At 65.4% G+C, this 14,328-nt stretch carries 13 protein-coding genes, 1 tRNA gene and 1 pseudogene; 9 read left to right on the forward strand and 6 right to left on the reverse strand.

Annotated features, from left to right (window positions below; translation table 11 throughout):
• Positions 1-15: 15 nt before the first annotated feature.
• Positions 16-1,437, forward strand: coding sequence for an efflux transporter outer membrane subunit (locus SR3_RS03850; protein WP_245653759.1), 1,422 nt, complete (start codon positions 16-18; stop codon positions 1,435-1,437).
• A 64-nt stretch (positions 1,438-1,501) separates the two neighbouring features.
• Here the strand turns inward: SR3_RS03850 and SR3_RS32355 are convergent, their stop codons facing one another.
• A complete protein-coding gene (locus tag SR3_RS32355) occupies positions 1,502-1,933 on the reverse strand; it encodes a hypothetical protein (RefSeq protein WP_245653760.1) in 432 nt (143 codons plus the stop codon).
• On the opposite strand from SR3_RS32355, the gene SR3_RS03855 reads away from it, so the two are divergent.
• The 4 genes from SR3_RS03855 to acs all read left to right on the forward strand — a co-directional run bounded on the left by SR3_RS03855 (position 1,898) and on the right by acs (position 5,945).
• Complete coding sequence (locus tag SR3_RS03855; protein ID WP_245653761.1) at positions 1,898-2,326, forward strand: PadR family transcriptional regulator; 429 nt, start codon at positions 1,898-1,900, stop codon at positions 2,324-2,326. The genes SR3_RS32355 and SR3_RS03855 overlap by 36 nt on opposite strands.
• A 388-nt stretch (positions 2,327-2,714) precedes the next feature.
• Positions 2,715-3,107 (forward strand): c-type cytochrome, encoded by a 393-nt coding sequence (locus SR3_RS03860; RefSeq protein WP_068080977.1) that lies wholly within the window; start codon positions 2,715-2,717, stop codon positions 3,105-3,107.
• A 39-nt stretch (positions 3,108-3,146) separates the two neighbouring features.
• Positions 3,147-3,923, forward strand: coding sequence for an energy transducer TonB (locus SR3_RS03865; protein ID WP_068080978.1), 777 nt, complete (start codon positions 3,147-3,149; stop codon positions 3,921-3,923).
• 90 nt (positions 3,924-4,013) lie between these two features.
• Complete coding sequence (acs, locus tag SR3_RS03870; RefSeq protein WP_174549126.1) at positions 4,014-5,945, forward strand: acetate--CoA ligase; 1,932 nt, start codon at positions 4,014-4,016, stop codon at positions 5,943-5,945.
• A 238-nt stretch (positions 5,946-6,183) separates the two neighbouring features.
• Here acs and SR3_RS03875 read toward each other — a convergent pair whose 3' ends face one another.
• The 4 genes from SR3_RS03875 to SR3_RS03890 form a co-directional block, all read right to left on the reverse strand.
• Complete coding sequence (locus tag SR3_RS03875) at positions 6,184-6,921, reverse strand: hypothetical protein (protein WP_068080981.1); 738 nt, start codon at positions 6,919-6,921, stop codon at positions 6,184-6,186.
• A 3-nt stretch (positions 6,922-6,924) separates the two neighbouring features.
• A complete protein-coding gene (locus tag SR3_RS03880) occupies positions 6,925-8,130 on the reverse strand; it encodes a toxic anion resistance protein (protein ID WP_068080984.1) in 1,206 nt (401 codons plus the stop codon).
• An 81-nt stretch (positions 8,131-8,211) separates the two neighbouring features.
• Positions 8,212-9,360 carry a polysaccharide pyruvyl transferase family protein gene (locus SR3_RS03885; protein ID WP_068080986.1) on the reverse strand — a complete coding sequence of 383 codons (1,149 nt, stop codon included), beginning with the start codon at positions 9,358-9,360 and terminating at the stop codon, positions 8,212-8,214.
• Positions 9,361-9,591: 231 nt separating this feature from the next.
• The gene (locus tag SR3_RS03890) at positions 9,592-11,376 is read right to left on the reverse strand and encodes a fatty acyl-AMP ligase (RefSeq protein WP_245653762.1); all 1,785 of its coding nucleotides are present in this window, start codon (positions 11,374-11,376) and stop codon (positions 9,592-9,594) included.
• Positions 11,377-11,575: 199 nt separating this feature from the next.
• Between SR3_RS03890 and SR3_RS03895 the strand changes: the two genes are divergently transcribed.
• From SR3_RS03895 to SR3_RS30405, 3 genes and pseudogenes are all read left to right on the forward strand, one after another.
• Complete coding sequence (locus SR3_RS03895; protein WP_068080993.1) at positions 11,576-12,196, forward strand: RecX family transcriptional regulator; 621 nt, start codon at positions 11,576-11,578, stop codon at positions 12,194-12,196.
• A gap of 133 nt (positions 12,197-12,329) precedes the next feature.
• Positions 12,330-12,734: an NADH:ubiquinone oxidoreductase subunit NDUFA12 gene (locus tag SR3_RS03900; RefSeq protein WP_245653763.1), complete on the forward strand. Its 405-nt coding sequence runs from the start codon at positions 12,330-12,332 to the stop codon at positions 12,732-12,734.
• A 127-nt stretch (positions 12,735-12,861) separates the two neighbouring features.
• Positions 12,862-13,197, forward strand: a pseudogene (locus tag SR3_RS30405) (DUF2155 domain-containing protein); the annotation flags it as partial.
• A 35-nt stretch (positions 13,198-13,232) separates the two neighbouring features.
• Here the strand turns inward: SR3_RS30405 and aat are convergent.
• Positions 13,233-14,087, reverse strand: coding sequence for a leucyl/phenylalanyl-tRNA--protein transferase (aat, locus tag SR3_RS03905; protein ID WP_068080999.1), 855 nt, complete (start codon positions 14,085-14,087; stop codon positions 13,233-13,235).
• A gap of 151 nt (positions 14,088-14,238) precedes the next feature.
• Here aat and SR3_RS03910 point away from each other — a divergent pair.
• Positions 14,239-14,314: transfer RNA gene (locus SR3_RS03910), tRNA-Trp, on the forward strand.
• The last annotated feature ends 14 nt before the right edge of the window (positions 14,315-14,328 follow it).

Below are 14,328 nucleotides of genomic sequence, written 5' to 3' on the forward strand. Positions count from 1 at the left end.
CTTATGATGCCCCCAATGGCTTTGACTCTGGGGGCTGTGGCCGCTTGCACGTCGCTCGGCCCCAAGGCTGAAACCCCGGTCTCGCTGGCCCCCACCGGGGCCGGCAATGCCGAGATCCTGCCGGTCGATCCGGTCAGCGGTGAGCCGCAGCACTTCACCCAAGGCGCCAAGGTGCCCACGCAATGGTGGAAGGGCTTCGGCAATGCCGATCTGGATGCGCTGGTCGAGTCTGCGCTGAAGGCCAACAATGATGTGGCGGCGGCTGACGCTGCCCTGCGTCAGGCCAAGGCGCTGGCCGGGGCGGCTGCGGGTGATCGCCTGCCTCAGGTCGATGTGGGCTATGGCGTGCAGCGCGCGCAGGTCTCCAATGTGATCTCGCCGCCTTTGGCCGATCCCAACCAGACGCTTTATACGCTGCATACGGCGACGGCCTCGGTAACCTTCCCGCTCGATGTGTTCGGCGGGGTGGCCAGCAAGGTGAAATCCGCGCGTGCTGCCGCTGCCGCTCAGGCATGGCGGACGCGCGCTGCCCGTACCACCGTGGTGGCCAATCTGGTGCTGGCGGTGGTGCAGCAGGCGGCTTTGGCCGATCAGGTGGCGGCGCAGCGTGAGGCGATTGCCTCGGCGCGCGGCGTGCTCGATCTGCTGAAGAAGCGTCAGGCGCTGGGCGCGGTGGGCGCTTCGGACATTGCCTCGCAGGAAACCCAGCTGGCGACGGCTGAAACGGCTCTGCCCGCACTGGAACGCAGCCAGCTGCACCAGCAGGCGCTGATCGCCGCGCTGATGGGCGTGGCGCCGGGCACGCCTTTGCCTACGCTGCCCAAGCTGTCCGAACTGCATCTGCCCGCCGACCTGCCGGTCTCGGTGCCTTCAGTGCTGGTGGCGGAGCGGCCCGATGTGCGCGCGGCTCAGGCCGCGATGCAGGGCGCGGCAGCCGATGTCGGCAGCGCCATTGCGGCGCGCCTGCCGGCGCTCAGCCTCGCAGCCAATGTCGGCGGGCAGGGGGAGACCTTCTCGCAGATGTTCCAGGGCGGCAATCTGTTCTGGACGCTGATGGGCAATGTCGCCCAGCCGATCTTCCATGGCGGGCAGCTGCTCAACCAGCAGCGCGCGGCCAAGGCGGCCTTCGACCAGTCCAAGGCGCAGTATCGCGCCAGCGTGTTGCAGGCCTTCGTGGATGTGTCGGATGCGCTGGCGGGGCTGTCGGGCGACGGGCGGGCGCTGGACGCCGCCGCGCGGGCCGACGATGCCGCCTCGCGCCAGCTGACCTTCACCCGCCGCCAGCTTGAGCTGGGCGGGGTGGGCACGCTCGACCTGCTCAACGCGCAGAGTGCGCGGGCACAGGCGGCGGCGGCGCTGGTGGTGGCGCGCAGCAGCCGCTTTGCCGATACGGTGGCGCTCTATCAGGCGCTGGGCGGAGGCGTTTCCGCCGAATAACAACAGCTTGGCGCAACAGGACAGGCGGCGTGGGGATCAGCCCCGCGCCGCCTTTCTTGTGCCTCTAAAAACCATTCAAGATATATCTTGAAAGATCGTGAGTAAGGCGTATCTTCTCCTCATGACAAGACTCACAGGAGAAAGAATGATGAGGCATTTTCACGGACGTCGCTGCGGCGATGGTGAAAGGCATGAACGCCATGCGGAGCGACACGGCGAGCGACATGGCCATGGCCGCGCTGCCCGCATGATGCATATGATGATGGAGCGCGGCTTCGGCGAGCGCTTCGCCGGTCGCTTCGCCGGTCGCTTCGGCGGCGGTTTCGACGGCCCCGATGGCGAAGGCTTCGGGCGTGGCTTTGGTGGCCCGTTCGGGGGTGGTTTCGGCGGTGGTGGTCGGGGCGATGGTTTCGGTCGCGGCCGTCGCGGCAAGATGTTCACCGGTGATGAACTGCGGCTGATGCTGCTCGCCCTGCTGGTCGAAAAGCCCGAGCATGGCTACCAGCTCAAGCGCCTCTTCGCCGAGCGCAGCAATGATGCCTATACGCCCAGCCCGGGCGTGCTCTACCCGCTGCTCTCGCTGCTCGAGGATGAAGAGATGATTGAGCATGCCGAAGGCGGCACCGGCTCCAAGCGCCAGTGGGTGCCGACCGATGCAGGCCGCGCCGAAGTCGAGACCAACAAGGAGGCTATCGAGGCGCTCTTCGCCCGTCTCGCCAAGCTGGGCGAAGCCAACAGCCGCACCGACAACGCTCCCGTGCGCCGTGCGGTCCACAACATGAAGGCCGCTCTGATGGAGCGTCTGAGCCGCGAAGGCGCCGACAGCGACATCGGTTTCGACATCGCCAAGATCATCGATGAGGCGACGCAGAAGATCGAAAGGCTCTGAAGAAAAGAGAAATGCGAGGGCCCCTTAGCGAGCGCTTGTCGCGAGCGACAAGCTATGGCGTCCTCGCGCTCCCTTTAATGTCTACGTTGCGCCCTGACTATGCGGCGGGGCACGCATTCTTGGCGCCGCAGGCATCAAAAGCCTGCGGCGCTTTGCGCAGGTGGAGAGGCTGGGCGCAACCTCTCGGTGCCGCCGCCCCATCGCCGGGAGACGGAATGGGAGCGCGAGGGGGTAACCCCCTCGCATGTTCTTTTTCGATCTCCCCCTGCAATCCGCAGGATAGATGATATGCATGCCGCAGGTGAATAGCGGATTGATCCCGGCCACCACCCTGTGACACTCCCCGCCACAACGCGGAGGCATTTCCGCATGATTCGGAGAGTTTGCAATGTTTGTGTCACTGCGTTCGGTTGCTCTGGGTGGTTTCGTGTCTGCCGCTTTGCTCTCTGCCATGCCGGCCTATGCGGCGGGTGACGCGGCGGCGGGGGCGGCGCTGGTCAAGGCACGCTGCCAGATGTGCCATGTGCTGAACAAGGGCCAGAAGCCCACGGCGCTGGCGCCCAATCTCAATGGCGTTGTGGGCCGCAAGGCCGGTTCGGCCGGCGATTTCGCGCTCTATTCGCCCGCGCTGAAGTCCTCGGGCATCGTGTGGACGCCTGCCAAGATCGATACGTTCCTGCAGGCTCCGGGCAAGCTGGTGCCGGGCACCAAGATGGTGATCAGCGTGGCCGATGCGAAGGACCGCGCCAACATTGTGGCCTTCCTTGCCAGCAACAAGTAATTAACCAAAGGCTCATCCCCTGCGTGCTAGAAGCGGGGGATGAGCCTGAAGGTCGATCCGGTCCCTCATGATCCGGGCCATTGGCACGGAGCCAATGGCTGGCAGGCGCGTGCGGGCAGCGCCGCGCTGGCTTTCGTGGTGCAGGCTCTGGTGCTGGCCGTGCTGCTGCTGGGCCTGAGCCCGGCGGCGCGGCAGGCGGTCAGGCAGAATGCGCTCGCGGCGTTTGTGGTGGAAGATACGCCGCCGCCCCCGCCGCCATCTCCGACAAAAACGCTGCTTCATGCCGCGCCGCAAGCTGCGGCCTTGAGCGGTGCCGCCGGTGTCCATGCCGTGCCGCGCGCCGTGATCGCGCCTGTCCCCCTTGTTCCTTTGATCCGCCCGCCCGCGCCTCAGGTGGCTGCCTCTGGCGCTGCCGACACCTCGGGCATGCGCGATGCGGGAGCGGGCACGGGCGCTGGCGCAACCGGCGCCGGCGGTGGCAATGGCGCCAGCGGAGCCGGGCAGGGCGGTGGCGGCGGATCGGCGCTGGTGCAGACCGCTGGCAACATCGATTCGGCGAAGGACTATCCGCGCTCCGGGCGGGACGCGCGCATCGGCCATTCCGCGCTGATCGTCTTCACCGTGGGCGTGGATGGCCGCGCGCATGACTGCCATGTGCGCGAAAGCTCGGGCGATGCCGACAGCGATGCTATCACCTGCAAGCTGGCGCAGGACCGCTTCCGCTTCCGCCCGGCCACCGACAGTTCGGGCCGCCCTGTCGAGCAATTGCACGGTTGGCGGCAAAGCTGGTTTTACGGGGCGGCTCCAAGACCTTGATCCCCCTTGACGCGGGCGTGGCAACCGCGAAGACTGCCCCATGCCGGTTGACGGACCGTTCCAACCGGCGCGCATAAGAATGGGAGCCTGATCGTGTCCACCACCTACCCCGTGCCCGCCGAATGGGCGGCGCGCGCCTTGATCTCGGCGGAAGCCTATGCCGACAAATACCGCCAGTCGATCGAGGAGCCCGAGGCCTTCTGGCGGCAGGAAACCGCCCGGCTGGACTGGATCAGGCCCTGGACGCAGCTCAACACCTCCAGCTTCGATGAGGCCGATTTTGGCATCGGCTGGTTCACCGACGGCACGCTGAACGTCTCGGCCAATTGCCTTGACCGGCATCTGGCCGAGCGCGGCGAGCATACCGCCATCATCTGGGAAGGCGACGACGCCAGCCAGACCGTCCGCCTGACCTATCGCCAGTTGCATGCCGAGGTGTGCCGCTTCGCCAATGTGCTCAAAAAGCTGGGCGCCAAGCGCGGCGACCGCGTCACCATCTATCTGCCGATGATCCCCGAGGCGGCCGTCGCCATGCTGGCCTGCACCCGCATCGGCGCGATCCATTCCATCGTCTTTGCCGGCTTCAGCCCGGATGCTCTGGCCGGGCGCATCCTCGATTGCGGCTCCACGCTGGTGATCACCGCCGATGGCGGCAACCGTGGCGGCAAGCTGGTCCCCCTGAAGGCCAATGTCGACAAGGCGCTGGAGCAGTGCCCCGATGTGTCCGCCGTGCTGGTGGTCGACCACGCGCAGAACCCGGTGGAGATCGTGGAAGGCCGCGATGTCTGGTGGCTGGACGAGCGCGACGGCGTGTCTGCCGATTGCCCGCCCGAAGAAATGGGCGCGGAAGACCCGCTGTTCATCCTCTACACCAGCGGCTCGACCGGCAAGCCCAAGGGGGTGATGCACACCACCGGCGGCTATCTGACATGGGCCGCCATGACCCATGAGTATGTGTTCGATACGCGCCCTGACGACATTTACTGGTGCGCCGCCGATGTGGGCTGGGTGACGGGGCATTCCTATCTCGTCTATGGCCCGCTGGCCAATGGCGTCACCACCGTGATGTTCGAGGGCGTGCCCAATTACCCCGATTTCAGCCGCTTCTGGCAGATCGTGGACCGCTATCAGGTCACCACCTTCTACGGCGCTCCCACCGCCCTGCGCGCCTTGATGCGCGAGGGCGACGAATGGGTGAAGAAGACCAGCCGCTCCAGCCTGCGCCTGCTTGGCAGCGTGGGCGAGCCGATCAACCCCGAAGCCTGGGAATGGTACTATCACGTGGTGGGCGAGGGCCGCTGCCCCATCGTCGACACCTGGTGGCAGACCGAAACCGGCGGCCAGATGATCACCCCTCTGCCCGGCGCGACGCCGCTGAAGCCCGGCAGCGCCAGCTGGCCGATGTTCGGCGTGGTGCCCCAGATCGTGGACGCCGACGGCAAGGTGCTGGACGGCGCCACCGAGGGCAACCTTGTCCTCGCGCAAAGCTGGCCGGGCCAGATGCGCAGCGTCTGGGGCGACCACGAGCGCTTCTTCCAGACCTATTTCACCACCTATCGCGGCAAGTACTTCACCGGCGACGGCTGCCGCCGCGACGAGGACGGCTACTATTGGATCACGGGCCGCGTGGATGACGTGATCAACGTCTCGGGCCACCGCATGGGCACTGCCGAGGTGGAAAGCGCGCTGGTCGCCCACACCAAGGTGGCCGAAGCTGCCGTCGTGGGCATGCCGCATGAGATCAAGGGGCAGGGCATCTATGCCTATGTCACTTTGAACGCGGGCGTTGAGGGCGATGAAGCCACCCGCAAGGCTTTGATCGCATGGGTGCGGCAGGAGATCGGGCCGATTGCCACGCCCGATGTGATCCACTTCGCGCCGGGCCTGCCCAAGACGCGCTCGGGCAAGATCATGAGGCGGATTTTGCGCAAGATCGCCGAGGGGGATACGTCCTCTTTGGGCGATATTTCCACCCTTGCCGATCCGGGGGTGGTGGACCATCTGATCAAGACCAAGGCTTGAAGGTTTAAAAAAAGTATAAGTGCGAGGGTGTTACACCCTCGCGCTCCCATTAATGTCTACGTTGTGTTCAAGGTTCGGCCTTGGAGCAAGGTCGCCCGCCGCAGGCAGATACTGATTTGAAGCCTGCGGCGCTTTGGGTGGCGCAGGTGGAGAGGCGAGGCGCTTCAATTCGGCGCCGCTGCCCTGTCGTCGGAAGACGTTATGGGAGCGCGAGGGGGTAACCCACTCGCTTTTCTTTTTATCCCTTGGAAACCTCATCCCCACCGTACTTGTAATCCAGAAACCTTGTCTGGATGGCGAGATTGTCGATCGAACCCTCGGCCAACTGACGGGTAACGCTGTCGATCTCGGTGCTGATCCGCCCAAGGCTGGCGGCCAATTGCTCGTCAGGCGAGGCATCGCCCTGCTTCTGGCCCCGCAGTGGCTGAGGGATCGCGGTGTAGGCATTCACCAGATCAGGCAGGTTCTGGCCGACCAAAGTGCGGACCTGCGCCACAGCGGGCGTGCTTTCGTCCAGTTTGTCGAGCTGCGTGCCCAGCAGATCCAGCTGCCCGCCAATCTGGCCGACCAAGTTCAGCGCTGGCGCGGGCAGGGCTGGGCGCTGGGCCTCCAGCCAGAGCTGCGTGTTGCCCACCAGCGTCTTGGCCGGAGCCTTGCGCAGGTCTTCAAGCTTGGGGATTTTGACAGTCACCTGTCGCCCCAACGCCAGCACGGTCACGGCAATCAACGCCAGCACGACCACCACAAGAACGGTGCTGATGGCATGCAGGATAAACGACCCCATGCCGATCAGCGCCAGACCCGCGATCAACGCCACCATGATCTTGCGCAGCTGGCGCCACTGCGCCTCACGCCGGATTGCGGCCGATCGCTGGCCGATCGCTCCTTGCACGCGGCGGCCACCGGCGCGCTGCTGGTTCAACGTCGAACGCGCGGCGGCCAGAATCGCATCGGAATCGCGGGCTGAGTCCGCCATGGGTCAGCCTTCCAGCGAGAGCAGGTTGGGCGTGTCATGCGCCACCTGCGCCTGGGCGGTGCCTTGCGCGCGGGCGATATAGGCGCGCGATTTCTCCACCTCGCCCGAGAGGGTGTTGACCGTCTGCTTCATCGAATCGAGCGCCTTCAGCTTGAAGGTGTCGATCGTGTCCATCGTGTCATAGATGTTCTGGAAGGCGCGCTGCAGCGTTTCCACGGGGATGGTGCTGCTGGCGGCCTGCTCGTGGATCTTGCTGGTCTGGTCCTTCAGCAGGGCGCTGGTCGAATCGATGATGTTGGCCGTGGTGGTGTTGAGCGCGGTGATCTGCCCCAGCACCAGCCGCTGGTTGGTCATGGCCTGCGCCACGGTCACGGCGGTACGCAGCGCGCCCACGGTGGTGGTGCTGGCGCGCTCGACACCCTTGATCAGCTCGACATTGTTCTTCTTGACCAGATCGAGCGCCAGATAGCCCTGCACCGTCACTGCCATTTGCGTCAGCAAATCCTGCGTGCGCTGGCGGGTGTAGAACAGCGCCGATTCGCGCAGCGCCTTGGCCTTGGCGGGATCGGTGGCGTCGAGGTCGTTGGCCTTGTCCTCGATCTTCTCGTCCAGCTTCTTGGAGATGTGGATCATCTGTTCGAGGCTGCCCATCGCCTCCCACAGCTTGCCGCGCTCCACATCGATGGCGGCATTGTCCATCAGCAGCTCGTCCTTGCCGCTGGCAAGCTTGTCCAGCACGGCCTTGATATGGCCCTGGGCTGAAACATAGCCGTCGAAATATTTCTTCACGCTGTTGCCGAAGGGGATGATCCCCAGCAGCTTGCGCGGCTTGCCCATAAGGCCCGACTTGCCCGGATCGAGATCCTCGACCGTCTTGCGCAGCGCCAGCAGATTGGCGCCCACGCCGCTGTCCTTGTCCATGGCGCGCACGGGCCGGTCGAGGAAGCGGTTGGAAAGCCCTGCCGCCGCCGCGATTTCCTTGCGGCCCATGGAGGTGAGCTGATCGACACGCTTGCCGAATTCCGGGCTGGCCGAATCCTGCGCCACCAGATCGGCGACAAAGGCATCCACCTTCTGGTCCAGCTTGCTGGTCTGCTCGCTCGACAGCGGCACAAGCCCGGCGGCCTGAGCGGGCGCCACCACCGGCACCGGATCGGGCGGGGTCAGCGTGATGGCGGGGGCATCGAGTTGCGTGGGCGTGGAGGCCATGGGCACCTGCTTTTCGTCAACGACATGAATGGCCTTATGATGTGGGGCATCACGCCGTTGACTGCAAGCTGTATTGCAAGACTAAGGCGCTTGACGGAAGGTAGGGCGGCTCCGCGTTGCGATCCGTCCCTGCCTCTCGACAGGCTGCGTGGCGGCATGATCGCCCAGCGCCAGCAGATTGCTCTGAGCCCGTCGCGCGATCCGCAGCATGGCTTTTTTCCGGGCCTTGCGGTCGAAATTCACGGCTGCTGCCACGGTTCTGCCGATCAGGTCGGCATCGGGCGGCCCGCTGATCCGGATCGAGGGAATGGCAAAATCGCGGCACAATGCGCGCATCTTGTCCGATCCATCATCCACCACCAGCAAGGCTCCGCCAGACAGTAGGGTGAAGATGCTGGCATGGAGCCGGTTGGTGACGGTCAGCACCGCCTCGCGATAGGCTTCGCACAGGGTTGCAAGCTGTCCGTCATCCAGCTTCCGGGCATCATTGAGGTCGTAATAGGCGATCAGCCAGTCGGCGGCTCCCCCATCGACTTCTGGCCTTGGATCATGACAAGCCAGCACCAGCGGAGCCTTGGGCATCTGTTGCCTGACGCAGGCCAGCAGGGTGGGAAAACCCTCGCCATCGATCGAGCGGCCCTCGCTGCCCTCGATGCACGGAGCGATCAGCACGCTGGTGCGCTCGCTTTCTTCTGCCGTGAGATCGTGATGCAGAGCGCCTGCCAGAAAGGCCATATCGGCGCTTTGCACTACGGCGCGGGCGGGAAACAGGCGTCTTGCATGATCGAGAGAGAGGGGATCACGCACCGCGATCCGCTCGCCGGGGCGGAACACCAACCGCCAGAGAAAGCGCGTTCGCCATCCGCGCACCGGCCCCACGCCCATGCCCCAGCCCGAAACCCTGCCGCCGCCGAGCCGCACCAGCGTCAGGGCCCAGATCATGGCGATCAGGCTGGCAAGCGAGACATTACTGCGCACGATTTGTCCGCCACCGATCACGGCATCGCAGCGCGACGCCAGCCGCAGCAGCGCCGCTGGAGCGCGGCCCGAGACAATCGAAGCCCCCAGCGCCTCCACCTGCCGGGCAATGATGGGCGGCGGGGGCGCCCATTGGCGGACATAGACCTGCCGCCCCTGATTGCGCCCCGCCGCCACGCTTTGGGCCAGCAGGGCCAGATCGCCCAGATTGACCAGCGTATCGCAAAAGATCAGCAGAGGGCGTTTGCTCAAGGCCGCTTCCTTTATGGCGGGAACCATCGGCGCCAACCATGCGCAGCGGAACCTTGATCGCCAAGGCGGCGAAGCAACCGTTACGAAGGCAAATCAGGGCCCAAGAGTCGCCACGCCGTAAATCCGGGCCTCAGCCCCTCCATTCCGGATGCACCCAATCAGGACAGCAAAACGGCCCGGTGCGTTTCTCGCACCGGGCCGTTCCACGAGCCAGTCCTCAGCGGGGCGCGATCATGCCGCCAGCTGCAACGGCTCGATCTCGCCCGAAAGGTAGAGCTTCTTGGCCTTGGCGCGGCTCAGCTTGCCCGAAGAGGTGCGCGGCAGGGTGCGCGGCGGCACCAACTCGACCACCGCCGGGTGGCCCAGAATGGCGCGGACCTTTTCGGCCACGGCATTCTTCAGCTTCAGGCGCTCATCGGGGTCGGAGACGCGGCAGTGCACCAGCACGGCGGCGGTTTCCTCGCCGGTTTCGGTTTCCAGGCTGAAGGCGGCGATGTCGCCCTGATGGAAGCCGGGCAGCTGCTCCACGGCCCATTCGATGTCCTGCGGCCAGTGGTTCTTGCCGTTGATGATGATCATGTCCTTGGCGCGGCCCACGATGAACAGATAGCCGTCCACGCTGTAGCCCATGTCGCCGGTGTCCAGCCAGCCATCGACCATGCAGGCCGCCGTGGCTTCGGGATCGCGGAAATAGGAGTGCATCACGCTGGGGCCCTTGCACCACACCTTGCCGATGTGATGGTCGGCCTGGATGCGGCCGGCGCCGTCGCGGATCTCCACGAGCATGTCCTTCACCGGCTTGCCGCAATTGACGATGGCGCGGTAGCGGGCAGGACGCGAGAGATCGCGCGGCGTGCCCGACAGGCGCTCTTCCTCGACCAGCTCGACACGGATGCCTTCGCCCGGCGGCATGATGGTGACCGAGAGCGTGGCCTCGGCCAGACCATAGGAGGGCAGGAAGGCATTGGCGTGGAAACCGGCGGGCGCAAAGGCGTTGACGAAGCCTTGCATCACGTCCGGGCGGATCATGTCGGCGCCATTGCCGGCCAGACGCCAGCGATGGAGGTCGAAACGCTCGTCCACATGGCTCTGGCTGGAGATGCGGCGGGCGCAGATGTCATAGCCGAAGGTGGGCGAATAGCTGATCGAGGTGCCGGGGTTGCGGCTGATCATGTCAAGCCACGCCAGCGGGCGGCGGGCGAAATCCTCGGTGCGCAGATAGTCGGTGGAGACCTGATTGGCGATCACCGAGAGGAAGCAGCCGACCAGACCCATATCGTGATACCAGGGCAGCCAGCTGATGCAGCGGTCGCTCTCGATCAGATGCATCGCCTCGCCATGGCCCGCCAGATTGTTGAGCAGCGAGGCATGGGTGACGGCAACGCCATGGGGAAAGCGCGTCGAGCCGCTGGAATATTGCAGGTAACAGATGTCCTCGCCCGAAACCTCGGGCAGGGCGGTCTGCGCCGGGGTTTCGGCGTAAAGCACATCCCAGCCTTCGCCCTTGCAGGCGGCGCCATTGGCTTCGTTATGGGCCGCCGTGGCGGCATCGCCCATCGCCGCGATCTCTGGCGGATAGAAGAACAGCGACGGGTCCGAGCTGCGCAGCTGCACCGCCAGCTGGTCGATGTAATTGTCCTTGCCGCCAAAGCTGGTGGGCAGGGGCAGCGGCACCGGCCAGGCGCCGGCATAGACCGTGCCGCAGAACAGCGCCGCGAATTGCGCGCCGGTCTCGGCCACCAGGGCGATGCGGTCGCCCTTCTTCACGCCGCGCGCGATCAGGCGATAGGCGACATCCAGCGCATCCTGACGCAGCTCGCTGAAGGGATAGGGGCGCGTGAGGTTGCCGCGCGGATCGTGGAAGTTCAACCCACGCGTGCCCGTGGCCGCGTAATCGAGCGCCTCGCCAAACGTGCCGAAATCGGAGAGGCGGCGCGGCAGGGCGCAGCCATTGGGGGTGGCCTGAAGGGTGTCACTACGATCAAGCACGTCTTGCGTCATGGGTCTCGGGTCCATCGGTCTCGGCCCTCCTCTCGCATCCTCCGGCGGGGCGCTGGGGGCAGCGTCCCTTGAATTTACCGGCTGATTCGGCCGCGAGAGACGGAAGGCCGGTGTCAAAAACTGTCTGTTGCCATCCGGTGAAGGCGGCTTCAGCCTCCCCCTTGAGGGGCGACTGTGGCACGATTATGGCCAAGCGCAGGTGAATGAGGCAGTTATGGACAGCGGTGAGGATTTACCATCACGCCACAGGCAGGGCCGGGAGCGCAAGGCGCCGCGCCCTCTCACGGCCACGAAGCTGGAGGAGATGGCGCTGGCCTATGTGGCGCGTTTCGCCACCAGCGCGGGCAAATTGGAGGCCTATCTGGCCCGCAAGCTGCAGGAGCGCGGCTGGGATGGCGAGGGTGACGGGCGCGCGGCCATCGCCGCCGTAATCGCCCGTTTCGCCGACCTTGGTTACGTCGACGATGCGGGTTTTGCCCGAATGCGCTCCACCAGCCTGCTGCGCCGGGGCTATGGGGCAAGGCGCATCGCTCAGGATTTGAATGCGGCGGGCATTGGCGAGGCGATCCGCTCCGATTGCACCCCCGACGAAAGTGCGGCGCGGCGCGCGGTGCTGGCTCTGGCGCGGCGCAAGGGGCTGGGGCCCTACACACGGGGGCTGGGGGAGGGGGAAAGGCTTGATCCGGCGCTGCGCGAAAAGCAGATGGCCAGCCTGCTGCGCGCCGGGCATGCGATGGGCGTGGCGCGTGCCCTGCTGGCGCAAACCTCTCCCGACGAGGCGGAAGAATGGGCGGCAGAAGCCGGAGAGGCACCCTCTCAAGGTTTTTGGGATTGATCCTGCTCTTTTTGACGCCTCTTTCGCCTTATCGCCTATTGCCCTTGCCCCCTTTCCTCCGCTAGGCGGCGGGGGTAATGCTTGGCGTTCCATAGCGCCCAAGCCCTGTCTTCGTTTTTGAAGGATGTGTCCGATGCTCTTCACCTGGTGGAACGGTTCGACGTTCGGAACCTGGCTCAACAACAAGCGGCACGGTGAGCATGTCGGCACCGACTTTCAGGGCAACAAGTATTACCGCAGCACCAAGAAGATTCCCGCTGGCGCCAACAGCCCGTTTGCCGGGCGTGAGCGCCGCTGGGTGATCTACAACGGCAGCAATGATTCCAGCCGCGTGCCCGCCGAATGGCACGGCTGGCTGCACAATTCCTATGATGGCGTGCCCGAGAGCCATCTGCCCCCGCCGCGCATCTGGGAGGTGGAATACACCCCCAACGCCACCGGCACCGCCAAGGCGCATCACCCTGCCGGTTCGCTGGCTGCTGGCGGTCATCGTCCTGCTTCGACGGGCGATTACGAAGCCTGGTCGCCGGACGCCTGAGCCCAAGCTGAGCCCGGCGCCCTCACGCATGTCTTTTTCCGTCCTGCGAGTGTCCGGTTTGCGAATCGGGGCGCCGCTGGCTTTCGGCTGTGCCGCTCTGGCGCTGGCCGGGTGCCAGAAGATCGGCATGGGCGGCGACAGTGCGGACAAGGATGCGCCCAAGGCCGTTGCGCGCCCGGCGGGCGGCACGGTGGAAACGCAATATGGCACGCCGGTGAAAGACCGCGTCGCCACGCTGGGCATCATCAACAAGCGCAACAATCTCACCGAAGAGTTCAAGCTCAAATCGGGCGAGCAGCGCACCATCGGCAATGTTGTGGTCCGTCTGGCCACCTGCGAGAAGACCGCGCCCTGGGAGAGCCCTCAGGAAATCGGCGCTTTCGTACAGGTGCTGGTGCATGAGCGGACCAGCGTGTCGCAGCCTTTGGTGTGGCGCAAGGTCTTCTCGGGCTGGCTGTTCAAGAACAGCCCTTCGCTCAATGTGGTCGAGCACCCGGTCTATGATGTCTGGGTCAAGGACTGCGCGATGAAGTTCCCCGGCGAGGAAGAGGCGCCCGAGGATTTCAAGGCCGCCTCCAAGGCGCCGAAGGCTTCGGGCAGCGCCAGCGCGCCGCCGGTCGTCACGCCGCCGCCGGTGCTGCCGGGCGGCAATGAGGCCGATGGCGGCGACGCTCCGCCCACCAACTGAAGCTCCGGGTGAGGCTCTGTGCCGCGCTGGGCGTGGCGCAGCAGGGTGAGATAGCGCTTCTGGCTGATCTCGATCGCGCCAAGGGACGCCAGATGCGGCGTGATGAACTGGCAATCCAGCAATTCCACGCCGCCCATGCGCAGCGCCACCACCAGCCAGGCCAGCGCCACTTTCGAGGCTTCGCTCACGCGCGAGAACATGCTCTCCCCGCAGAACACCCGGTCGAAGCCGACGCCGTAAAGCCCGCCGACCAGCGCGCGCTTGCCCTCTTCATCCCGCTGCCAGCATTCGATGGAATGGGCGGAGCCGAGCGCATGCAGCCTTTCATAGGTGCCCGCGATGCGATGGCTGATCCAGGTCTCGCCCTCTGATGTCTCGCCCCCCGATTCGTCCGAATCATTGGCCGAGGCCATGCGCGGCGCGGCGCAGGCCGCCAGAACCTGCGTGAAAGCCTGATTGCAGGTAACCTCCAGCTTCCCCCGTCGCAGCGTGCGCGCCAGCGAATGCGAACAGCGAAAGCCATCGAGCGGCAGGATGCCGCGCCGCTTGGGCTCCACCCAGAAGATATCGGGATCGTCGCGCCGGTCGGCCATGGGGAAGATGCCGCTGCGATAGGCCAGCATCACCAGCGATGGGTCGATAAGAGGGCTTTGGCGATCGTCCATATGCCTCATCATAGCATTTTGCCGCGTCCGACCCAGCCATGAAGCGCACCGAAATGGAGGCAGCCTGTGGGTAAGGCAGGAAATTTATGCCCATGCCCTGTCTTTGCCCTTGCCATCCCTGCCACTCCGATCTAGAGGCCGCCCACCCCACAGGAGCGTAGCTCAGTTGGTAGAGCATCGGTCTCCAAAACCGAGGGCCGTGGGTTCGAGTCCCTCCGCTCCTGCCATGTTTCATGGCGAT

This window comes from Novosphingobium rosa NBRC 15208, assembly GCF_001598555.1.
GTDB lineage: Bacteria > Pseudomonadota > Alphaproteobacteria > Sphingomonadales > Sphingomonadaceae > Novosphingobium > Novosphingobium rosa.